This window comes from Micromonospora sp. NPDC005710, from assembly GCF_040630995.1.
Classification (GTDB): Bacteria; Actinomycetota; Actinomycetes; order Mycobacteriales; family Micromonosporaceae; genus Micromonospora.
This window is the reverse complement of the sequence record NZ_JBEXYP010000002.1, coordinates 417,630-438,827: the sequence shown is the minus strand read 5'-3', so window position 1 is coordinate 438,827 and position 21,198 is coordinate 417,630. Positions and strand designations below refer to the sequence as shown.

General features: G+C 70.7%; 22 protein-coding genes, 2 tRNA genes and 1 other RNA gene. 13 read left to right on the top strand and 12 right to left on the bottom strand.

Going from position 1 to position 21,198, the window contains the following annotated elements; translation table 11 throughout:
- Nucleotides 1-6: 6 nt before the first annotated feature.
- Nucleotides 7-1,677 (bottom strand): DUF885 domain-containing protein, encoded by a 1,671-nt coding sequence (locus tag ABZ406_RS04355; protein ID WP_357755892.1) that lies wholly within the window; start codon nt 1,675-1,677, stop codon nt 7-9.
- A gap of 131 nt (nt 1,678-1,808) precedes the next feature.
- On the opposite strand from ABZ406_RS04355, the gene ABZ406_RS04350 reads away from it, so the two are divergent.
- Nucleotides 1,809-2,831 carry a DMT family transporter gene (locus tag ABZ406_RS04350; protein ID WP_357755891.1) on the top strand — a complete coding sequence of 341 codons (1,023 nt, stop codon included), beginning with the start codon at nt 1,809-1,811 and terminating at the stop codon, nt 2,829-2,831.
- Between the two features lie 121 nt (nt 2,832-2,952).
- Here ABZ406_RS04350 and ABZ406_RS04345 read toward each other — a convergent pair whose 3' ends face one another.
- Nucleotides 2,953-4,026 carry a PHP domain-containing protein gene (locus ABZ406_RS04345; RefSeq protein ID WP_357755890.1) on the bottom strand — a complete coding sequence of 358 codons (1,074 nt, stop codon included), beginning with the start codon at nt 4,024-4,026 and terminating at the stop codon, nt 2,953-2,955.
- 1 nt (nt 4,027) lies between these two features.
- A complete protein-coding gene (locus ABZ406_RS04340; RefSeq protein ID WP_357755889.1) occupies nt 4,028-4,789 on the bottom strand; it encodes a M23 family metallopeptidase in 762 nt (253 codons plus the stop codon).
- Between the two features lie 64 nt (nt 4,790-4,853).
- On the opposite strand from ABZ406_RS04340, the gene ABZ406_RS04335 reads away from it, so the two are divergent.
- From ABZ406_RS04335 to ABZ406_RS04320, 4 genes are all read left to right on the top strand, one after another.
- Nucleotides 4,854-5,243, top strand: coding sequence for a hypothetical protein (locus ABZ406_RS04335; RefSeq protein WP_357755888.1), 390 nt, complete (start codon nt 4,854-4,856; stop codon nt 5,241-5,243).
- Nucleotides 5,244-5,370: 127 nt separating this feature from the next.
- Nucleotides 5,371-5,538, top strand: a complete 168-nt coding sequence (locus ABZ406_RS04330; protein ID WP_354972608.1) for a hypothetical protein — start codon at nt 5,371-5,373, stop codon at nt 5,536-5,538.
- A 117-nt stretch (nt 5,539-5,655) separates the two neighbouring features.
- Nucleotides 5,656-6,183 (top strand): tRNA adenosine deaminase-associated protein, encoded by a 528-nt coding sequence (locus ABZ406_RS04325; protein ID WP_357755887.1) that lies wholly within the window; start codon nt 5,656-5,658, stop codon nt 6,181-6,183.
- 145 nt (nt 6,184-6,328) lie between these two features.
- Entirely contained in the window at nt 6,329-6,775 is a 447-nt protein-coding gene (locus ABZ406_RS04320) for a nucleoside deaminase (RefSeq protein ID WP_357755925.1), read from the top strand.
- Between the two features lie 104 nt (nt 6,776-6,879).
- Here ABZ406_RS04320 and deoD read toward each other — a convergent pair whose 3' ends face one another.
- The gene (deoD, locus tag ABZ406_RS04315) at nt 6,880-7,587 is read right to left on the bottom strand and encodes a purine-nucleoside phosphorylase (protein ID WP_030328147.1); all 708 of its coding nucleotides are present in this window, start codon (nt 7,585-7,587) and stop codon (nt 6,880-6,882) included.
- A 75-nt stretch (nt 7,588-7,662) separates the two neighbouring features.
- Between deoD and ABZ406_RS04310 the strand changes: the two genes are divergently transcribed.
- Nucleotides 7,663-7,749 (top strand) — tRNA-Ser (locus tag ABZ406_RS04310).
- A 56-nt stretch (nt 7,750-7,805) separates the two neighbouring features.
- Here the strand turns inward: ABZ406_RS04310 and ABZ406_RS04305 are convergent.
- Complete coding sequence (locus ABZ406_RS04305) at nt 7,806-8,555, bottom strand: SDR family oxidoreductase (RefSeq protein ID WP_357755886.1); 750 nt, start codon at nt 8,553-8,555, stop codon at nt 7,806-7,808.
- Nucleotides 8,556-8,692: 137 nt separating this feature from the next.
- Between ABZ406_RS04305 and ABZ406_RS04300 the strand changes: the two genes are divergently transcribed.
- Nucleotides 8,693-9,325 (top strand): TetR/AcrR family transcriptional regulator, encoded by a 633-nt coding sequence (locus ABZ406_RS04300; RefSeq protein ID WP_357755885.1) that lies wholly within the window; start codon nt 8,693-8,695, stop codon nt 9,323-9,325.
- 111 nt (nt 9,326-9,436) lie between these two features.
- Here ABZ406_RS04300 and ABZ406_RS04295 read toward each other — a convergent pair whose 3' ends face one another.
- Nucleotides 9,437-9,931: a hypothetical protein gene (locus ABZ406_RS04295; RefSeq protein ID WP_357755884.1), complete on the bottom strand. Its 495-nt coding sequence runs from the start codon at nt 9,929-9,931 to the stop codon at nt 9,437-9,439.
- A 92-nt stretch (nt 9,932-10,023) separates the two neighbouring features.
- The gene (locus ABZ406_RS04290) at nt 10,024-10,578 is read right to left on the bottom strand and encodes a hypothetical protein (RefSeq protein ID WP_357755883.1); all 555 of its coding nucleotides are present in this window, start codon (nt 10,576-10,578) and stop codon (nt 10,024-10,026) included.
- Between the two features lie 310 nt (nt 10,579-10,888).
- Here ABZ406_RS04290 and ABZ406_RS04285 point away from each other — a divergent pair, with 310 nt between their 5' ends.
- A complete protein-coding gene (locus ABZ406_RS04285; protein ID WP_357755882.1) occupies nt 10,889-12,406 on the top strand; it encodes a hypothetical protein in 1,518 nt (505 codons plus the stop codon).
- Nucleotides 12,407-12,765: 359 nt separating this feature from the next.
- Here ABZ406_RS04285 and ABZ406_RS04280 read toward each other — a convergent pair whose 3' ends face one another.
- Together ABZ406_RS04280 and ABZ406_RS04275 are read right to left on the bottom strand one after the other, a co-directional pair.
- Complete coding sequence (locus tag ABZ406_RS04280; RefSeq protein ID WP_357755881.1) at nt 12,766-12,957, bottom strand: DUF397 domain-containing protein; 192 nt, start codon at nt 12,955-12,957, stop codon at nt 12,766-12,768.
- Nucleotides 12,948-13,715, bottom strand: a complete 768-nt coding sequence (locus ABZ406_RS04275; RefSeq protein WP_357755880.1) for a helix-turn-helix transcriptional regulator — start codon at nt 13,713-13,715, stop codon at nt 12,948-12,950. Before ABZ406_RS04275 ends, ABZ406_RS04280 begins: the two co-directional genes overlap by 10 nt.
- A gap of 190 nt (nt 13,716-13,905) precedes the next feature.
- Here ABZ406_RS04275 and ABZ406_RS04270 point away from each other — a divergent pair, with 190 nt between their 5' ends.
- On the top strand, nt 13,906-14,148 hold the full coding sequence (locus ABZ406_RS04270; protein ID WP_357755879.1) for a flavin reductase: 243 nt from the start codon (nt 13,906-13,908) through the stop codon (nt 14,146-14,148).
- Nucleotides 14,149-14,253: 105 nt separating this feature from the next.
- Here the strand turns inward: ABZ406_RS04270 and ABZ406_RS04265 are convergent, their stop codons facing one another.
- Together ABZ406_RS04265 and ABZ406_RS04260 are read right to left on the bottom strand one after the other, a co-directional pair.
- Nucleotides 14,254-15,090: a class I SAM-dependent methyltransferase gene (locus ABZ406_RS04265; protein ID WP_357755878.1), complete on the bottom strand. Its 837-nt coding sequence runs from the start codon at nt 15,088-15,090 to the stop codon at nt 14,254-14,256.
- Nucleotides 15,091-15,191: 101 nt separating this feature from the next.
- Nucleotides 15,192-15,276 (bottom strand) — tRNA-Ser (locus tag ABZ406_RS04260).
- An 82-nt stretch (nt 15,277-15,358) separates the two neighbouring features.
- Between ABZ406_RS04260 and ffs the strand changes: the two genes are divergently transcribed.
- Together ffs and ABZ406_RS04250 are read left to right on the top strand one after the other, a co-directional pair.
- An RNA gene (ffs, locus tag ABZ406_RS04255) (signal recognition particle sRNA small type) lies at nt 15,359-15,448 on the top strand.
- 203 nt (nt 15,449-15,651) lie between these two features.
- Nucleotides 15,652-18,921: a DNA polymerase III subunit gamma and tau gene (locus tag ABZ406_RS04250; protein ID WP_357755877.1), complete on the top strand. Its 3,270-nt coding sequence runs from the start codon at nt 15,652-15,654 to the stop codon at nt 18,919-18,921.
- Between the two features lie 40 nt (nt 18,922-18,961).
- On the opposite strand, the gene ABZ406_RS04245 is transcribed toward ABZ406_RS04250, so the two are convergent.
- Nucleotides 18,962-19,834, bottom strand: coding sequence for a DUF998 domain-containing protein (locus ABZ406_RS04245; protein ID WP_357755876.1), 873 nt, complete (start codon nt 19,832-19,834; stop codon nt 18,962-18,964).
- Between the two features lie 203 nt (nt 19,835-20,037).
- Here ABZ406_RS04245 and ABZ406_RS04240 point away from each other — a divergent pair, with 203 nt between their 5' ends.
- Nucleotides 20,038-20,346 (top strand): YbaB/EbfC family nucleoid-associated protein, encoded by a 309-nt coding sequence (locus tag ABZ406_RS04240; RefSeq protein ID WP_030489880.1) that lies wholly within the window; start codon nt 20,038-20,040, stop codon nt 20,344-20,346.
- 8 nt (nt 20,347-20,354) lie between these two features.
- A complete protein-coding gene (recR, locus tag ABZ406_RS04235; protein ID WP_124856597.1) occupies nt 20,355-20,948 on the top strand; it encodes a recombination mediator RecR in 594 nt (197 codons plus the stop codon).
- Nucleotides 20,949-21,198: the final 250 nt, after the last annotated feature.

Sequence of the window (21,198 nt, the reverse complement as noted above, 5' to 3'; positions counted from 1 at the left end):
AGTGGCTCAGAGCCGGGCCAGCGCCTGACGCAGCGGGTCGAGACCCAGCGCACCCAGGTCCAACGCCTGCCGGTGGAACTCCCGCAGGTCGAAATCGGCGCCCTTGCGGGCCTTGGCGTCCTCGCGGGCCTGGAGCCAGATCCGCTCACCCACCTTGTACGACGGCGCCTGCCCCGGCCACCCCAGGTAGCGGTTCAGCTCGAAGCGCAGGTTCTCGTCCGGAACCCGGCAGTGCGCCCGCATGAACTCCCAGCCCAGCTCGGGCGTCCACCGCTCGCCGGGGTGGAAACCGAAGGGGTTGTCCTTCGGGATCTCCAGCTCCAGGTGCATGCCGATGTCCACGATCACCCGTGCCGCGCGCATCGCCTGACCGTCGAGCATGCCCAGCTTGTCGCCCGGGTCCTCCAGGTAACCCAGCTCGTCCATGAGCCGCTCGGAGTACAGCGCCCAGCCCTCGCCGTGCCCGGAGACCCAGCAGAGCAGCCGCTGCCAGCGGTTGAGCAGATCAGCTCGGACGGCGGTCTGCGCCACCTGGAGATGGTGACCCGGGACGCCCTCGTGGTAGACCGTCGTCACCTCCCGCCAGGTGGAGAAGTCGGTGATGCCCTGCGGCACCGCCCACCACATCCGACCCGGACGGGAAAAGTCCTCACTGGGGCCGGTGTAGTAGATGGCGCCGTCGCTGGTCGGGGCGAGGCAGCACTCGATCCGGCGGACCTGCTCCGGAATGTCGAAGTGGGTGCCGTGCAGTTCGGTGATCGCCTTGTCGGCAAGCGCCTGCATCCAGTCGCGGAACGCCTCCTTGCCCCGGATGGTCCGGGCCGGGTCAGCGTCCAAGGTGGCCACGGCCTCGTCGACAGTGGCACCGGGGCCGACGATCCGCCCCGCCACGACCCGCATCTCCGCTTCCAGCCGGGCCAGCTCAGCGAAGCCCCAGGCGTACGTCTCGTCCAGGTCGACCTTGGCGCCGAGGAAATACTGAGAGGCGAGCTCGTATCGTTCCCGGCCGGCGGCCTGCTTGTCCCGCCCGTGCGGGGCCAGCTCGGCACGCAGGAACTGGCCGAACTCGGCGGTCGCCGCAGTCGCCGCCGCAGCACCCCGCCGCAGCTCCGAGCCGAGCGTGCCCTCCGCCCCCAACCGCTCGACCAACCCGTGGAAGAAGTTGTCACCGGTCGGGTCGACCCAGATGTCGCACTGCTTGGCCACCTCGACCAACTGCACCTTCGAGCTGACCTCACCGGCGGCGAGCGCCTCCCGCAGCGTGGTCTTGTAGCCCTCGAGCGCCGCGCCGAAGCCGTTGAGCCGGGCGGCGATGTTGGCCTGGTCGTCACTGGTGGCCGTCGGCATCAGGTCGAACACCATGCGAATCTCGTGCAGCCCGCTGGTGATCACGCTGACCTCGCTGGTCACCTCGCCGGCGTCGTACCGGGCGAGGTCCAGGCCGAGCCGTTCCTGCATGGCCTCCTTGGCGGTCCGTTCCGATTCGGTATCCGGCTCGGTCACCTCCAACTCGGCGAGCGTGCGGCGGGTGAGGTCCGCGCGGGCCCCGTACCCGTCGGGTGAGAGATCGTCGAGCTGGTCGTCATGGCCGGCGATGCCGACGAAGGTCGCGCCGGTGGGGCTCAACGGCGCCCACTCGGCCACGTAGCGGTTGGCGAGTTCATCAATTCGTCCCACGCTGCGACCCTACGTGACCACCCCACCCCGTTGTCGCCGACGTTTGTCGTGTTCGAGCTGGGGGTTCAGCCACAGCGTGACGGCCCGAAAGCCGGAAGACTTTGTCGTACGGTTGCGGCAGAGTGTCAGGGGTGACCACCGAGACCACTCCTGACAAGGCGCCGGTCCGCGCCTGGCTGCCCGGCTTCCTCGCCCTCGCCGCGATCTGGGGTTCCAGCTTCCTCTTCATCAAGGTCGGGGTGGCCGAGCTGCACCCGGTCCACCTCACCCTCTACCGGGTCGTCGCCGGCGCGTTGACTCTGCTGGTGGTCCTCGCCGTGCTGCGCGACCGGCTGCCCCGCGAGCCCCGGGTCTGGGCGCACCTGACAGTCGTCGCCGCCTTCGGCGTGGCCGTGCCGTTCACCCTCTTCGGCTACGGCGAGCAGCGGGTCGAGTCGATGCTGGCCGGCATCTGGAACGCCACCACGCCGTTGATCGTGCTGCCGCTTGCGGTGCTGGTCTTCCGCACCGAGCGGCTCACGTTGCGTCGTGCCGTCGGGCTCGGGCTCGGCTTCGTCGGTGTGCTCGTGGTCCTCGGGGTCTGGGAGGGCATCGGCGGTGCGCACTTCACCGGCCAGCTCATGTGCCTCGGCGCGGCGGCCTGCTACGGCATGGCCATCCCGTACCAGAAGCGGTTCGTCGCCGGCAGCGCGTACTCGGGTCTGTCGCTCTCCACCGCGCAACTGATGCTCGCCGCCGCGCAGTTGGCCATCGTCGCCCCCTTCGTCGCCGGCCTGCCGCCGCTGCCCACCGAGTTGTCGGCCGAGGTGGTGGCGAGTGTGCTGACCCTCGGTGCGCTCGGCACCGGGCTCGCCTTCGTGATCAACATGCGCAACATCCGGGTGGCCGGCGCGAGTACCGCGTCCACAGTGACGTACCTGATCCCGATTTTCGCGGTGCTGATCGGTGCTCTGGCGCTCGACGAACGCCTCAACTGGCACCAACCGGTCGGCGCGCTGATCGTGCTGCTCGGGGTCGCTGTCTCGCAGGGCATGTTCAGTCGCCGCCGGAGCAGCCCGGTCGTCGGCGTCGGCGCCCCCGCAGCCCCCGCCGCGGAACCGGCCGCACCGGCTGCACCCGCCGCCGCACCTGCCGGGGAACCCGCCCGCCGCTGACAGGGCCGCGCCCGCCCCCGCAGACGGGCCGCTGCGGGGCCGGCGGGCCTCGGCGGGGTCCGATCAACGCGGCGACGAGCGCCGGGCTGGGGTGTTGAGGTTTCCGGGCGGGTTGGGCTGGTCAGGGGCGGCTGTGCGTCCAGGCCACCAGTTGGTCTGCCGACCAGGTGTTGATCACGCGGTCGGCGGGGACGCCGCAGAGGGCGGCGCGTTCGCAGCCGAATCGTTGCCAGTCGAGTTGCCCGGGGGCGTGGGCGTCCGTGTCGATGGCGAAGCGGCAGCCAGCCTCCAGCGCCCGGCGGATCAGGCGTTTCGGGGGGTCCTGCCGCTCCGGCCGAGAGTTGATCTCGACGGCGGTGTCGTGCTCGGCGCAGGCGGCGAAGACGGCGTCCGCGTCGAAGTCGCTCTCCGCCCGGGTACGCGCACGGTGCCCCTTGTCACCCGGACCGGTGACCCCGGCCGGGCGGGACGACACCATCCGTCCGGTGACGTGGCCGAGGATGTCCAGGTGCGGGTTGGCGACCGCCTTCAGCATTCGCCGGGTCATCTTCGACCGCTCGTCCTTCAGGCCGCTGTGCACCGACCCGACCACCACGTCGAGCCGCTCCAGCAGGTCGTCGTCCTGATCCAGCGAGCCGTCGGCGAGGATGTCCACCTCGATCCCGGTGAGGATCCGGAACCCCTCGGGCAGCGCCGCGTTGACCTGCGCCACGTGGTCGAGCTGCCGGCGCAACCGGTCCGCGGTCAGCCCTCGGGCCACCGTCAGCCGGGGCGAGTGGTCGGTCAGCACCATGTACTCGTGGCCCAACTCCACAGCGGCCAGCGCCATCTCCTCGATCGGTGAGCCGCCGTCGGACCAGTCCGAGTGGGTGTGGCAGTCGCCTCGCAGGGCGGCGCGCAGCGCCGTGGCCTCGGCGTCCAGGTCGCTGCCCTCGGTCGCCACCAGTCGGCGAAGGTAGACCGGCTCCTCACCGGCGAGGGACTCCGCCACACAGCGGGCCGTCACGTCACCGACCCCGGCCAGTTCGGTGAGCGTGCCGTTGTCGGCCCGTTCGGTCAGCTCGGCCGCCGACATGCCGGCCAGTGCCTTCGCCGCCGACCGGAACGCGCGTACCCGGTAGGTGGCCTCGTTCGCCCGCTCCAGAAGGAAGGCGATCCGGCGCAGGTCGGCGATGGGATCTCTCGCGCGAGCCATGTCACGGCGCCTTCGGGCAGCCGTGCTTGCGCTGCCACGCGGTGACCTCGGCGGCCGGTTCCCGGTTGTCGCCGCGTCGCCAGGAGTCCAGGTAACGCGCCGGCCAGATCACTCCACGCCGGATCCACCAGCCGTCCTTGCCGGTGCACCCCGGCGAGATGCCGAAGTGCACGTGACACACGTTGTTGGCGTTGCCGGTGCGGCCCACCTTGCCGAGTTGCTGCCCGGCCCGGACCCGCACCCCGGCGTCGACGCCGCCGGCGATGACGCTCAGGTGCGAACCGTAGTAGCGCACCCCGTCGTCGCCGAGGAGGGCGACCGACAGGCCGCCGTTGTCCGGCCCCTGCCGTCCCCGTTTGGTGTACCTGTCGACGCGGCTGACCTCCAGCACCGTCCCGTCGGTCACCGCCACGAACGGTTCGCCGCAGTCGGCGAACAGGTCCGTTGCCGGGTACGCCCCGTGCGTCGGGTGGTAGTCGACGTTGTCGGCGCGTACCGGAAAGACATGCTTCAGCCCGGTGCGGGGTGCCGTCGCGGACGGCCTGGCCGACGATGGCGCCGGAGGGCTCGGGGCGGTCGCGGCCGGCGTGGGCGGCTGCGACGCCGGCTGCTCGGCGGTCGCCCAGACCGCTGGTGGCGTCGGCGCGGCGCCGTCGGGCACCCCCGGCCGGGTGGTCGCGCAGCCGGCGGCCAGCACCGGGGCGAGCAGCAGCAGGATGGGGTACGCCGGACGAGCGCGGCGGCTGATCGTCGGCGAGGACATCCGGTCATCCTGGCAGAGCCGGTACCGTGGGCACGAGCGGCACGCGTGAGGGAGGGCAGCGACGGTGACCATTGCCCGACCCGAACCTGGCCCGGATTTCGGTGCCGCCCGCCCGCTGCCGCGTACCCCGTCGGGTCTTTTTCCCTCCGGGCCACCGGCCCGGCCCACCTATCGCGAGCCGCACCCGATCACCGGCGGTGGGGTCGCCTCCGGCGCCGGCGCGGCCACCGGTTGGCTGCTGCTGTTCGGCCTGCTCGGCACCGACGTGGCCAGCTACGCGTGGTGGACGGTGATCGCCGGTCTGCTGGCCTGGGCCACCGCCCTGGTGCTCGTCCGTCACGGCGACCGAGGGGTGGCCACCGGGGTTGCCATCGTCACTGCCGGCGGTTGGAGCATCGCCGCCGCCGTGGTGGCGGTCCGCTGGGCGACGAGTGGTGACTGGCCGCTGTGGTGACCGGCCGCTGTGGTGACCGGCACGCACCGGCCCCGAAACGGTGTTCGGTGACTGCACGCTGTGCCCGGTTGGCTGCGTAGCGAACGCCATCTTGACGCGGCCGCCGAGACTCGGCACCCTCGGGACTATGGCCTGGACCACTCCTCGGCAGGATCCCGATCGCAGTCGCCGTCGCCTGCAGTTGTTGGCCGAGTTGGCGGGCGCACGGGCGGTCCGCCAGCGCAGCCGACCGCAGCGGCAGCGCACCGAGCATCTGCGCCAGCTCATCGCCACCCGCCGACGGGTCGTCGGCTGATCCGACTTTGTCAGGAATGACAGGCGCTTCGGGGCGTTGACGGGTCGCCCGCCGACGCGACCGGCTAACGTGCACGCGTAACGAGTCGACGCTGTGTCGAGGGCTATTGGGGGGACCGTGTCGTACTTCGCTGCGGCCGTGGTGCGCGACGACAGTGGCTGGACCGCCGCCGAGGTCAGCCTGCGCGGCGCCACCGACATCGACGAGGTCGCCGACCGGCTGCGTGACGTCGACCTGGAGGCCGACGTGTCGCTGCTCTTCGTCGAGGCCGACGACGCCTACCTGGTGATCCTGCGCCTCGACGAGGGTGAGGACCTGCGGGTCTTCGGGTCGGACTCCGCTTTCGCCGAGGAGTCCCCGCTGGGGTCGCTGCTGGTCGGTGACCTGAAGACGTCTGTCACCGGGCTCGACGGTGACGAGGAGCCGCGCCCGGTGAGCACCGGTGACGAGGAGAACGAGCAGCCCGTCGTGGACCCGGAGGCCGACCCGGTCGGTGAAGCCGACCTGTTGGCCAACCTGGGCATCTCCGCGCAGAAGCTGCTGACGCTCTGCTCCCACGAGGGGATGATGCCGGCGGACGTCACAGTCGAGATCTGTCAGGTGCTCGGCTGCGCCGACGAGGTCGAGGAGCTGCGTGAGGTCTGAGCCGGCCGACTCCACCGATCCGTCGTTGGAGTTGATCCGGCCGGGTCAGCCGACCCCCGGTGTGGTGGGTCGCGCCGGGCCCGGCGCCCACGAGGGTCTGGCCGAGCGGGGTGAGGTCGGCCGACGGCAGCGGCACGAGCTGTGGATGCGCCGCGCCCTGGAGATCGCCGTCGCCGGCCCGCCCGTCGACGACACGGTCAGCACCGACGTCGACGACGTGCCGGTGGGGGCGGTGCTCTACGGGCCGGACGGCACCGAGCTGGCCACCGGCCGTAACGAGCGGGAGCTGACCGGCGACCCCACCGCCCACGCCGAGGTGCTGACCCTGCGCCGAGGCGCCGAGCGCACCGGCCGGTGGCGACTGGACGGCTGCACCCTGGTCGTCACCCTCGAACCGTGCACCATGTGCGCCGGGGCCCTGGTGCTGGCCCGGGTCTCCACAGTCGTCTTCGGCGCCTGGGAGCCCAAGACCGGTGCCGCCGGATCGCTCTGGGACGTGCTGCGGGACCGTCGGCTCAACCACCGTCCCGAGGTCTACGGCGGGGTGCTGGAGGCCGAGACCGCCACAGTTCTGCGCGCGTTCTTCCGCTGAAGCCGGGCTGGTGGGTCGGACGCGAAAGAGCGTGATGACTGTGCGGCATATTGATGCCTCACAGTCATCACGCTCTCAGCGGTGCTGCCCGCCGCCGGAAAGGCTCAGGCGATGATCGTGTCGAGGGCGATCTCGACCATCTGACTGAAGGTCTGCTCGCGCTCCTCCGAGGTGGTCTTCTCGCCCGTCTTGATGTGGTCGCTGACAGTCAACACGGTGAGCGCGCGGGCCTTGAACCGGGCGGCGATCGTGTACAGCGCCGCCGACTCCATCTCCACCGCCAGCACGCCGTAGTCGGCCAGGGTGTCGTACAGGTCCGGCCGGTCGGTGTAGAAGGCGTCCGCGGCCAGGATCGGCCCCACGTGCATGCTGATGCCGCGCCGCTCGGCCACCTCGACCGACGTACGCAGCAGCCCGAAGTCGGCCACCGGCGCGTAGTCGATGAGCCCGTCGAAGCGCATCCGGTTCATGTTCGAGTCGGTGGACGACCCGATCGCCGCCACCACGTCCCGCAGTTGCAGGTCGGTGCTGAGGGCCCCACAGGAGCCGACCCGGATCAGCGTCTTCACGCCGTACTCGTTGATCAACTCGTGGGCGTAGATGGAGGCCGACGGCATGCCCATGCCGGAGCCCTGGACGGAAACCTCGACGCCGTTCCAGCGGCCGGTGAAGCCCAGCATGCCCCGAACCGTCGAGTAGCAGGTAGCGCCCTCGAGGTAGGTCTCCGCGATCCACTTGGCCCGCAGGGGGTCACCCGGCATCAGGACCCGCTCGGCGATCTCGCCCGGCTTCGCGCCGATGTGCGTACTCATGGCAAAGATCCTGCCAGGCCGGCCCGGGCGATACCGGTTCGGCGTCCGAACCGGCGGTCCTGTACCCTCGTCGGCGGTGGCGTGTCCGAGCGGCCTAAGGAGCACGCCTCGAAAGCGTGTGAGGGTTAACGCCCTCCGAGGGTTCAAATCCCTCCGCCACCGCTCCGTAGTGCAGGAACGCCCGGTCGATCCGCGAGGATCGACCGGGCGTTTTCGCGTCAGAGCTGTTGCTCGCCGCCGTCAACGAAGATCTCGCCGCCGGTCATGAAGCTGCTCTGGTCGGAGGCGAGGAAGAGCGCCGCGTTGGCGATCTCGTCCGGGTGCGCCATGCGCTGCATGGGTACGCCCGAGGCGATGCTCTGGAGCAGCCCGGGGGCCTCCGCGGGGCTGGGCGCGAGGCCCGCGAGGCCGGGGGTTTCGGTCGAGCCGGGGATCAGGGTGTTGACCCGGATCTTGCGGCCGATCAGTTCGGCGGCCCAGGTGCGGCCGAACGAGCGGATGGCCGCCTTGGACGCGGCGTAGACGCTGAACGCCGGTGTGCCGTTGCTGGCTGCCGTCGAGCCGGTCAGCACGATCGAGGCGCCCTCGTTGAGCAGGGGCAGGGCTTTCTGCACTGTGAAGATGGTGCCGTAGATGTTCGTGTCGAAGGTGCCGGCGACGTGCTCGACCGTGATCGCGTCGAGCGCACGGAACTCGCCACCGCCGGCGTTCGCGAACACGACGTCCAGCCCGGCGCCCCGCTCGTCGATGGCCCGCATGACCCGGTCCAGGTCGTCGAGCTTGCTGACGTCGCTGGCGATGCCTGTGACGTTTGCGCCGATGCTGGCGACGGCCTCGTCCAGCGGGCCCTTGCGACGGCCGGTGACAAAGATGTACGCGCCTTCGGCGGCGAAGCGGCGGGCGGCGGCCAGCCCGATGCCAGTGGTGCCACCGGTGACGAGGGCGGTCTTGCCGTCGAGCTGTCCCACGATGGATCTCCTCTGTGTCAGCCAAATATGTACCGAGCGGTACTGATCTGACCGTAGCAACCGCCGGGCGGGTCGACAAATTTCTGTACCGATCGGTTGCCGATGCCGGTAGGATGCGTTGCGGGAGGTGGTGGGGCGTGCCACAGCGAGGACGACCACGGGGCTTCGACGCCGACGAGGCGCTCGAGCGCGCGGTGGAGGTGTTCTGGCGTCAGGGGTACGAGGGCGCGTCGGTGAACGACCTGGCCGAGGCGATGGGGATCAACAAGCCGAGCCTCTACGCCGCCTACGGCGGTAAGGAGGAGTTGTTCCGCAAGGCCGTCGCCCGCTACGCCGAAACGGACATGAAGTACGCGCGGGACGCTTTCGCCCAACCGACCGCGTACGAGGTGGTTGCCGCCCTGCTCCGCGAGAATGCGATCGCCGTGACCCGGCCCGACCGACCACTCGGCTGCCTGTCGATCCAGGGTGGCGTCGCCTGCGCGACGGAGAACGCGCCAGTCTCCGGGTTCCTCGCCACCAGCCGGTTGGCCGGCGAAGGGGCCCTCGCCGACCGGTTCGCCCGCGCCGTCGTTGAAGGCGACCTACCCGTGCACGCGGACCCTGTCGCACTCGCCCGTTTCGTCATGATCGTGAGCGAGGGGCAGGCGGTGCACGCCGCGGCCGGAGTCAGCAGGGAGGACCTGCGACAGGCAGCGGAGATCGCGCTGGCCGGTTTCGCCGCCGCGTCCGGGGCGCGGATGCCCGAGCAGGCCACCCGCCCGGTCTGAGCGGGTCACCGTCCCAGCACCTGCGCCAGCCCGTCGAGCAGCCGTTGACGGGGCTATGGGCGTCCCGGTCCACTGTGGGCCCAGTTCCCCCGACAGGCCGGCCCCCGTCGGTCAGCACGGGCCCGCTCCCTCGTCGAAGAGGCGGCGGGCCCAGTCCGCGTACCCGGCGATGGTTTTTTGAACCGTGCGCCCGTCGTGCAGGAACAGGTACGCGCGGTCGCCGCTGCGGGCGAGTAGCCCGTCGAGGCGGTGTGTCCCCTGTGGAGCGCGGAGTCGGGTCACCTCCGGGTAGCGGTCCCAGACCTGGTCGACGGGTGAGCCCGCCGTGATGCCCTCCGGTGTCCGCATCGGGTCGCCGACCCAGAGCAGCACGAGTTTGTCGCCCATGAAGACCGGGCTGACCGTGTCGTGGCCGGCGAGCACCGGCCCGCAGGCGTCCAGGCTGGTACGCAGGATGCCGCGCCGGGTCAACTCGTCTTCGGTGACACCGAACTCGATGTTCTGTAGGCCGTTCAGGTCGATGATCTCCACGCTGCCGGCGGGCCGGCCTTCCGGGATCGGCCCGGTTGGCGGTACGCCGCTGCCAGCGATCGAGGCAGCCGTCATGAGCGTGGCTATAAAAGCAAATTGTCGCAATTTCATGGAATCCCCCAGTCCCCAACGGAACGGGAGCGCTCAGGTTGCTGCCGGTGGCCGGATTACTGATTTTCCCACTGTTCGACCAGCTCGTCCCAGTAGTCGGCGCTCAGTCGACGCCTCCCGTGCGTCAGCCAGCCGTCGGTGTTCCGCTCCAGGTGCAACCCCAGTTCGGCGAACGGGTCGATCCACGAGCCGGGCTCGACACCCAACCGGGTCAGTGCCCCGTTGATCGGCCACTGCTCGCGCGGCGTGTCCAACTCGTCGTCGAAGCTCGGGCCCCAGGACAGCGTCCCGCCCAACCACACCGCCGCCGACTGGTAGCCGCCACCACCACCGAACTCCGCCTCCAGGTAGGCCACCGGCCCCGACTGCGACCACCGGGTCAGCACCTCGACAAGCGCCGTCGACAACACCAGGCCGAACGGGCGCGTCGGGCTCCGGTCGTCGGTAGCGAAATCCGGCAGGGACCCGGTCAGTTCGATCACCAACTGCGGGGTGACCGGCAGCAACGCGAAGTCCTGGCGCAGCTCGCCGAGCACGGCATGATCCAGCTCGGCGGTCTGCTCGCGGAGCAGCTCAGCATCCGCGACCACCGCGCTGAGCTGGTAACCCATCAGGTCCCTCCGCTGTCCACAGCCTGTGGATAGAACATGTGTACGACGGTTGCCGGCCCGTCGGCTCCCGGACCGTACCCGCCCATGGCTTCAGCCGACTGCCCGTTCGTCTCATTTCGGCAACCTAACCGTCCGCCTATGGTGTCGAGGCGCCTATCGAAACGGGGTCTCTATGAAGCGAAGCGCAGTTTTTCTCGTTATACCTACCGTCTTGGCCAGCCTGATAATTAGTGCGCCGGCGGACGCGGCGGAGGGTGTTCGGACCATCACCCGGGACGGCGTCGTTCTTCAACACCACACGGTGTCCTGGATGAAGACGCCGACCCGTTCTCGGGGCACGGGTGTAGGCCGCTCCGACTTCGACGGCGACGGTGTCGACGACATCGCGGTCACCGGCGACCCGTTCAATACCAGATTGCCCGTGCCTGCGTCAGGCGTGGTCAGCGTGCGCTACTCCTCGGCCCCGAAGGTCGACTACCTCATGGGCGCTATGCCGGGGGGCGGCTGCGTCTGTTTCGGTATGGCGTTGGTGGCGGGGGACTTCAACGGCGACCGTTTCGACGACCTGGCAATCGGCGACCCTGACGAGCCGGATCCCAAGAACAAGACCTACGCCGGCGGAGTCTGGGTCATCCCGGGCAGCGGTGTTGGTCTGAAGGTCGACTCAGCAATTCACTTCAACCAGGATTCGCCGGGTGTACCGGACAGTCCTGAGGAGTTGGATCGATTCGGTTTCTCGCTGGCGGCCGGTGACATCAACGGGGATGGCCGCGACGACCTCGCCATCGGTGCCTGGGGAGAGTCGATCGGAAGCAAGGCTGAAGCCGGTGCGGTCACTGTCCTCTTCGGTGGGTCGACCGGCCTCACCACCGCCGGCGTGCAGCACCTTCAGCAGGACCAGGCCGCGGTGCCTGGTGCGGCCGAGGCCGACGACCGGTTCGGCTTCGCGCTCGCCATCGGGAAGGTCGACAACAACCGCCACCAGGACCTCGTCATCAGCGCGTGGCTGGAGAACGAACGCGACGGCTTGAGTGGCAGCGGCATGGTCACCCTCATGTGGGGCTCGCCGAGTGGGGTGTCGTCAACCGGCGCCACCTCGGTCACCGGCGCGGCCATCGAACCCAAGGATGGGACCGGCACAATTGCCTGGTACCTGGGTAATGTGGTGGCGGTCGGCGATGTGAACGGCGATGGGCTGGGCGAGGTGATCGTCGGAGCCGCCGCGGCGCAGACCCCGCACATCAATGGTGGCCTCATCGCGGCCTTCACCGGCCGCTCCGGCGGCCTGTCCAGCAGTGCGGTGCAGGTCATCACGCAGCGGACGGCCGGCGTACCGGATGACCCTGAGGCTGGAGACCACTTCGGTGGTGCGCTGGCGGTCGGTGACGTGACCGGCGACGGTAGGGCGGACGTGCTGGTCGGTAGTCCCGGCGAGGCCATCGGCTCGCGAGTCGAGGCCGGCAGCATCACCCTGCTCAAGGGGTCTGCTGCCGGGCTGACGGGGGTCGGTGCGCAAGCTCTCGACCAGAACCACTCGGCCGTCCCGGACGCGTCTGAGAATGGCGACAAGTTCGGCAGCTCCATCGCCCTGCTGAACCTCGACCGCGCCGGCGGGCTCGACGCCGTTGTGGCCTCGCCCGGGGAAGAGGTGAGCGGTGACTTGGCCGGATATCCGTCCGGCGTCGTCAACCCGTTCTACGGTGCCACCAGCGGGCTCGTACCGCAGAACAAGACGTGGAGTGGTCAGTCCGAGCGCACGGAGATCGTCTGGCCCCAGCGTTACGGTCTCCGGATCGCAGGGCCGCAGAGCGGCGGTTTGGTGTTCTGAGTTGCGCACCGCGACGCCCGGTCGGTCTGTCAGGGCCGGCCGGGTGTTCGCGCAAGTGCCGGTCGTGACTGTGTTGACGTCAGCCGAGGGTCGGGTCGACCTGATCGGGATGCGCGCCCTCACCCGGCGTGGGAGACCCCGCCGCTAGTCAGGTCCGCCGATATTGGTGAGAACCTGCTAATCGAAGGTCGCGGGCCGGCCCCGGCTGGCACGACGGGGCCCGCCCACCGATCCTTGCGGCGCATTCCTTAGATCTTGGAAATTTGCGTTCCGCGCCGACGGAAACTGTCCAAGATCTCGACGGGGTTGAGGGCGCGGGCCGCATCGGGGCCGGGTAGCCGACGAGTCGTCGGGGCCGTTCAGGGCCGCCGGGCGAGTTCGGTGACGAACGCGCGCCAGGCCGCGGGCGCGAAGGCGAGCGCCGGGCCGGTCGGGTCCTTCGAATCCCGTACGCCGATGACGCCGGGAAGGTTGTCGGCGACCTCGACACAGGCGCCGCCGTTGCCGCTGCTGCGGCTGCTCTTGCGCCACCGGGCGCCGTTCAGCTCCATGACTCCGCCACTTCCTGGATGAGTTCGACCGACTGCCGGTGGGACAACGCCTCTCCGCGCACGTTCTCCCATGCCACCATCATGGCCGCGATGTCGTCGGGGTCGCTAGCGACTTGTCCCTGAAGTTGGTTGTCGAGGTAGCCGGCGACCCGGTGATCGTGACTGTGCGCGATCACGAACGGCCCGTTGAGGCCGGCGTAGGCGCCGACAGTGCCGGGCACGACGTGCACCCGGATGTGCGGCTCGGCGCACGCCGCCGCCACTGCCAACAGTTGCTCGCGCATCGTCGACCGGCTGCCCACCGGGCGGCGGATGACCGACTCGTCGACGACCGCCGTGAACTGCGGCGGGTCGTCCCGCTTGAGCACACCCTGCCGGCCGAGTCGGACGGCGAGATGTCGCTCGATCTCACCCCGGGGGATCAGGCCCGCGCCGCCCAGCACCGCGCGGGCGTACGCCTCGGTCTGGAGCAACCCCGGCAGGACGGTCGACTCGAACCAGCGAAGTGACACCGCCTCGCGCTCGATCTCCTGCCAGGGACGGAACCAGATGGGGTCACGACGTCTTGAAGTGTCCGGCCAGATGTCCGAAACGTCCTTGTGGAGTGCCTCGGCTGCCGCCAAGCGGTGCCGCGGATGCGGGATGCGGTCCTCCGCCAACCAGCGCCCCACGGTCTTCGGGTCGACGCCGACGGTCTCGGCGAGAGATTCGGTCGTGTGCCCGGTGTCGCTGAGCGCCACCCGAAGCGCGTCGTTCACGGCTCCTCCATCGGATGTCCTAAATATCTGGTGACCATATAGCTACGCGGTGTATCTGTCTCGTAACTCGCCCGAGGGTTGTTCGCAGAAGACGGCGCGACCGGTGGAGGCGCAGGAGCCCGGCGGCCTGCGTCAGTCCGGGGGCCGCCCGGACGGGGCGGCCCCCGTCCACAGCGAAGGAGGTCCGCCCATGCCCCGCCGCCGCTACCGAAACCACCTGCCGACCCGACCCACCTGGCGCTGTGTCGCGTGCGGCATCGCGTGGCCCTGCTCGGCGGCGAAGCTGCGGCTGCTCGGCGAATACCGGCACGACCGGCTGGCGTTGACGGTCTACCTGGCGACGCTACGAACGGAGGCCGGCGAACACCTCACCGACGTCGAGCCGGCCCGACTGACCGACCGCTTCCTCTCCTGGGCCCGCGCCCGCGCCTGACCGAACCGCGTTCGCTCGAACGTGAAGGCGTCACGGGCCCGCGCCCGCTCGCGCGTCAGAGGCCCGCGCTTGCTTTCGCGTGAGAGGCCCGCGCCTGCTCAGGCGTCAGGGGCGCCAGATCGCCACGTCGATGTCGCGTCGCCGTTCGGCGAAGCTGCCGTTCCGCGCGACGGTGGTCAGGAGGTGGCGCAGGTCCGCCTCGAAGGCCGGGAGCCGGTCGGCGAACAGATGTGGTGCCGCGCTGGAGAGCGAGAACACCGCCGAGCGGATCTCGTCCACCGAGCGCTGCACCACCATGCCCTGTTCGACGGTGATCCGGGTGGGGCCGGTGAAGCCCGCCGCGCGCATGATCTCGGCCTCACCGGACGGGGTGCCGGCTGGCAGCAGCCCCTGCCCGGCCCGGCGGACCGGCCCCAGGTAACTCGCCACCAACTCGTCGATCTGCGACCAGGGCGGTCGCGGGTACGGCAGCGGGTCGTCCCCGGTCACGCCCTGGTGGGTGCTCGCGCCGACGTGGACCCAGGCCCCGTCGGGCGTGAGCATGTCGCGGACGCGACCAACCACGAGCGGCCGATCCATCCAGTGGAACGACTGGGCGAACGTGACCACCCGGAACGTACCCAGGTCGGCCGGCAGAGCCTCGGCCCGCAGGTGCCGCCACTCGACGTTGGCGGCCCCTACCTCGCCGGCTCTGCGCTGGGCCTCGGCGAGCATGTCCCGGTCCGCGTCGACGCCCACCGCCGCCTCGAACAGGGGCGCGAGCAGCAGCGTCACCGATCCGGGTCCGCAGCCGACGTCGAGGAGCCGGCCGCCGCCGTCGAGGTCGAGCGCGGCGCTGATCGCCTCGGCGAGGCTCGGCGGATAGGGCAGACGGCCGACGGTGTAGTGGCCGGCGCTGCCCGCGTACAAGGTCTCGTCCCACTCCCACGCCGCATCGGTCACGACGTCGATGAGACCACAGGACCGGGCTGACGCATCGCACCCGACGATTCAGGGCCGGTCCCCGTTGGGGCCGGCCCTGACGTTGGTGCAGCTCAGGCGAGCGGAGGATACGAGATTCGAACTCGTGAGGGTGTAAACCCAACACGCTTTCCAAGCGTGCGCCCTAGGCCTCTAGGCGAATCCTCCGCGAGCCAGAATACAGGCCCGTGTCAGCCGGGCCACCCCACCACCCCCTGAAGATCGACGGGCGGTCGGGTAGGCTGGGCGTCACCTCCCGTGCGGCGGTATCTCGTGAACCTCCCCAGGGCCGGAAGGCAGCAAGGATAAGCGAGCTCTGCCGGGTGCACGGGAGGCCTTTTTGTCTGTGGGCCGGTTGATCCACTCGGCATCCGTGATGTCGCGGTGTCCCGGTCGTGCGGACACCGCGGTTTCCATGAAACCGAGTCGATCAAGGTCGACCGTCGAGTCGATCAAGCCCGAAGGCCCAGGCGCCCCGGGGTGGTGGGTGGTCACCCGCCCCCGACCGGCGCAGAATGGCTCGGTCGAGAGGAGGCGGGACGAGTGACGCTGGCGCTCTACCGCAAGTACCGGCCGCGTACCTTCGCTGAGGTCATCGGTCAGGAGCACGTGACCGAGCCACTGTCGCAGGCGCTGCGCAGCGGACGGCTCAACCACGCCTACCTCTTCTCCGGCCCGCGCGGCTGCGGCAAGACCTCCAGCGCCCGGATCCTGGCCCGCTCGCTCAACTGTGAGCAGGGCCCCACCCCCGAACCGTGCGGCAAGTGTGAGTCCTGCCGCTCACTTGCCACCGACGGCGCCGGCTCGATCGACGTGATCGAGATCGACGCGGCCAGCCACGGTGGTGTCGACGACGCCCGCGAGCTGCGCGAGCGCGCCTTCTTCGCGCCGGCCAGCAGCCGCTTCAAGATCTACGTCATCGACGAGGCGCACATGGTCTCGACCCAGGGCTTCAACGCCCTGCTCAAGCTGGTCGAGGAACCTCCGGAATACGTCAAGTTCATCTTCGCCACCACCGAGCCGGAAAAGGTCCTCGGCACGATCCGGTCGCGCACCCACCACTACCCGTTCCGGCTGATCCCCCCGAAGGTGCTCCGCCCGTACCTGGAGCAACTCACCCAGGCCGAGGGCGTCGCCGTCGAGCCGGCGGTCTTCCCGCTCGTGGTCCGCGCCGGTGGCGGCAGCGCCCGGGACAGCCTCTCCGTGCTCGACCAACTCATCGGCGGCGCCGGCCCGGAGGGGGTCACCTACGCACGGGCCGCCGCCCTGCTCGGAGTCACCGACGCCGCGTTGATCGACGAGATGTGCGACGCGCTGGCCGCCGGTGACGGCGCCGCCGCCTACGCCACAGTCGACCGGGTCGCCGAGGCCGGGCACGACCCGCGCCGGTTCGCCTCCGACCTGCTGGAACGGCTGCGCGACCTGATCGTGATCCAGCAGGTGCCGGACGCCGCCACGAAGGGCCTGATCGACGGCCCGGCCGACCAGATCGAGCGGATGGCCGCCCAGGCTTCGCAACTCGGCCCGGCCACGCTCTCCCGCTGCGCCGACATCGTGCACGACGGCCTGGTGGAGATGCGCGGCACCACAGCGCCCCGCCTGCTGCTTGAGTTGATCTGCGCTCGGATGCTGCTGCCCGGCGTGGACGACTCCACCGGCGGCCTCCTCCAACGCCTCGAGCGGATGGAACGCCGACTCACCCTGGTCGGCACCGACGCGCCGCCGGCCGCCGCCAACCACCCCGGGGTACGCCCACAGCCAGCACCCCCGGTCCCGGCTGCCGCCACCCCGGCACCTGTGAACGCCCCGACCTCCGCACCGCCGTGGGCTGTCGACCCAGTGGCGTCCCCGGCCCAGGGCGGCGCAGCCACTGGCGCTCCCGCGCCGGCCGCCGGTGCACCTGCCTCGCCCGCGCCGACCTCCGGGGCACCTGCCTCGTACGTCTCGGCGGCCGACTCGCCGATCCCGGCGTCCCCCGGCGCGGCGACCGGTCCGGCCCCCGCTGACCAGGCCGCACCCGTCTCGCCCGCCGGGACGCCCCCGCGTCGTGTCGTGCCACAGTCGGCGGTGCTTCCCGACCCGGCGACGCCCGCACCACCCCGACCCGGCGCACCGGCCGCCGCGCTGGACGCCGTCGCGGTCCGCCGCGTCTGGCCCGACGTGGTCGGCAAGGTCAACCGGACCAACAAGCGGATCGCCGCCCTGATGCGCGACGCGGTCGTCCGTGAACTCGACGGCGACATGCTGGTGCTGACGGTGAAGTCCACAGTGCTCGCCAAGATGATGGCCGACCATGCGGCGGTGCTCACCGACGCGCTGTACGAGGAGTTGGGCGGGCGCTGGCAGATCCGCTGCGAGGTGGCCGGCGAGCGCGGTGGCGTGTCGCTGTCCGGCTCACCCCGCTCGCAACCCACCGCACCGGCCCGACCCGCCACCCCGCCAGCCGCCGGCCCGCCAAGTTCGACCCCGGCGCCTGGTTCCAACGCTGCGCCTGGTTCCAACGCTGCGCCTGGCTCGACCGCGGTGTCTGGTTCGAGTGGTGCGTCTGGTTCGAGTGCGGCGTCTGGCTCGACCGCTGTGCCTGGGTCGAGCGCTGTGCCTGGTTCGAGCGCTGTGTCTGGTTCGAGTGGTGCGCCTGGCTTGAGTGCGGCGTCTGGCTCGACCGCCGTGCCTGGGTCGAGCGCTGTGTCTGGCTTGAGCGCTGCGTCTGGTTCGAGTGCGGCGTCTGGCTTGAGTGCGGCGTCTGGTTCGAGTGCGGCGTCTGGCTCGAACGCTGGGCCTGGCTCGAACGCGGAGCCTGGCTTCAGCGCTGCTCCAGGCGCGGCCCCCGCGTCCGGCGCGAATGCTGCGTCCGGCTCGAACGCTGCGTCCGGCGAGAGTGCTGCGCCAGGTGCGAATGCCGCCGGGCCGGGGACTGCGGTGCCCAACGCGCCGACCTCTGCTGCCGGGCCGACGAACACCCCGCCCACTGCGGCGAACCCGACCGGCTTCACCAGCCCGGCTTCGCAGGGCGGGGCCGACGTGGGTTCGGGTGGTCATGGTGCCGGTCGGCAGGGCGCAGTGCCGTCCGCCCCGGCGGTGGCGGACGAGGATGACTGGCCGGAGGCAGCCCGTCCCGGCGGCGGTGCCCCGGCCGCCGAGGCGACTGATGACGAGGACTGGCCGGAGGCCGCCCGACCCGGTGGCGCGTCGGCCGGGAACGAGCCGAGCCCGCACTCCGCGCCGACGTCGACAGGCACGAACGGCAGCGCCACGAACGGCAGTGCCGCGAACGGCAGCGCCGCCAACGGCAGCGCCGCCAACGGGAGCGCCGCGAAGGGCAGCGCCGCGAACGGCGGCCCCCACAGCGGTGGCGGCCCCAACGGCGGTGGCGCGAACGGCGCCGGGCCAGGTGGTTCGGGTGGTCCCGGGGCGGCGGGCGGTGGCAGTAAGCCGGGCGGGCGGGGCAACTCGACGCCTGCGGCCCGGCAGCCGGCGGCAGCCGGTGGTGCACCGGTGAGCAGCGCCATCGCCGCGGCTCGCGCGGCGGCGGCGGGGCGCGGTGCGCGTACCGGAGCGGCAGCCCGGCCGGTCGCGGACGCCGAATGGGCCGGCGAGCCGCCCTACGACCCGGACTTCGACGGCCCGGGGCGGGCCGGTCGGCCCGGCGGTGCGGCGGCGGCCCCGGCATTCGAGGGGTTCGACCCGGGCGACGAGCCGTTGGACGAGATCATCGACGAGAAGACCGCGCGGGAGTCCAGCGAGGAGCAGGCGGTACGGCTGCTCCGGGAGACCTTCGGCGCCGAGAAGATCAACGAAGTCGACGCCCGCTGACAGCCCTGGCGGCTCAGTGCGCCTTGCTCTGGCCCGTCGATCATGGAGTTGTGGTGGCTGACAAATGCCCCAGAAAGCACCAAGCCGGGCACCACAACTCCATGATCGACGAGGTGGAGGTGCCCGTTCCCGCGATCTTGCACTTTCTGTGGCGGCATAAACGGCACTCCGCGCATATCGGCGACCGGAAGTGCAAGATCGGCGGGGGCGGGGGCGGGGGCGGGGGCGCGGGCGCGGGGGCAGGAGCCGGGGTGGGGACACGGGCTTGGCGCGGGGGAGGGGCTTCGGCCAGCAGGACGCCCAGGGCGCAGGCCCAGAGGGGGAACGGGAGTACCGCTACCCGTTCCATGCCGCCCACTCCGATTCCGAGGCCCTGCTGGGCGGCGAACAGCACCGTCCCGACCGGTGCGATGAGCCCGGCGGTGAGGGTGAGGCGTCGCCACCTGCCGAGCGTCGTGCCGCGCGGTGCGCAGCCGGCCAGGAGCAGGCCGATGTTGCCTACCCCCATGATCAGAAATGCGCCGAGGACGTGCAGGTTCTCGTCGACGTCGGCCGGGTAGGCGGCGACCAGGGCGTATCCGCCGGCGGCCAGCAGCAGCAGTGCCTGGGCCGAGCGCACCACCGGGCCGTGACCGAGGATCCGCCAGGTGAGCAGAAGCCCGACGAGGAGTAGGACGGCGGTGGCGAGCATCGCGGTGTTCATCAGGGGATGCCACGGTGAGCAGACGTAGCGGGGGCGGGTGGTGTCCCAGACGCCGCAGTGGGCGTTGCCGAGGTCGCTGATGTTGTGGGTGGCCCAGCTGTAGGTCGGCTCACGCCACCGCAGTCCGGTGACGAGGCTGGCGGCGAGGAAGAGGGGTGCCGCCGCGAGCCAGCACAGCGCGCCGACCCGGCCGGTGCGGTTGAGGTCCATGACCATGAGCAGACCAGTGCGACGGTCCTCGACGCACTACCAGCAGATGGCCGGTTCGGGGTAGGGGTAGCCGTACCCGGAAGGCTCGGCGTGGGCGGACGCACCGGGCAGGGCGAGGTCGGTCCCAGCGGATAGGCTGGTCGGCGGTCGAGCAGACGAGTGCGAGAAGGAGCCATCCCGTGCGCCCAGGTGGACAGCCGAACATGCAGCAGATGCTGAAGCAGGCGCAGAAGATGCAGCAGCAGATCGCCGCCGCCCAGGCGGAGCTGGCCGAGGCCGAGCTGACCGGCACCGCCGGGGGTGGTCTGGTCACCGCTACCGTCTCCGGCTCCGGTGAGCTGAAGGCCATCAAGATCGACCCGAAGGCCGTCGACGCGGACGACGTGGAGACGCTTGAGGATCTGGTCGTCGCCGCAGTGCACAACGCCGCCGAGGCGGCCCGGGAGTTGACCGAGCGCAAGATGGGCCCGGTCGCCGGCGGCATGGGCGGCCTCGGCCTGCCCGGTTTCTGAGCCGGCAGATGTACGAAGGTGCCATCCAGGATCTGATCGACGAGTTGGGTCGGCTGCCGGGCGTGGGCCCGAAGAGCGCTCAGCGGATCGCGTTCTACGTCCTCTCGGCTGATCCGGCCGACGTCAACCGGCTGGCCGGCGCGCTGCGCAAGGTCAAGGAGCTGGTCCGGTTCTGCACTACCTGCTACAACGTGGCCGAGTCCGAGCAGTGCCGGATCTGCCGCGACCCGCGCCGCACCGACGAGGTGCTGTGCGTGGTGGAGGAGCCCAAGGACGTGGTGGCCGTCGAGCGGACTGGTGAGTTCCGCGGTCGCTACCACGTGCTGGGTGGCGCGATCAATCCGTTGGAGGGGATCGGCCCGGACAATCTGCGCATCCGGGAGTTGATGATCCGGCTCGGTGGCGGCGGGGTGCGGGAGCTGATCCTGGCCACGGACCCGAACACCGAGGGCGAGGCGACAGCCACCTACCTGGCGTTGATGGTGAAGCCGATGGGCATCTCGGTGACCCGGTTGGCCAGTGGGCTGCCGGTCGGCGGCGATCTGGAGTACGCCGACGAGATCACCCTCGGTCGGGCGTTCGAGGGGCGCCGCGCGGTCTGATCCCCTGACGTACGGCCGGTGGCCGGCACCCGCCCGGGTGTCGGCCACCGCTGCGTCAGTGCCCGGAAATGATCTGACACCTGTGCCCTCATCGGGCCTGTTCGACGTAACAGTTTGGCATCGCGGGTGCTGATTGATCGGTTTTCGCCGCCGTTTGCCTACGAATCGAATGTCAAGCGGCGGTTGAGGCACGATCCGATACCAACAGTCCACTCGGCGGTTTCCGGGTGGACGCATCGGGAGCTATGGT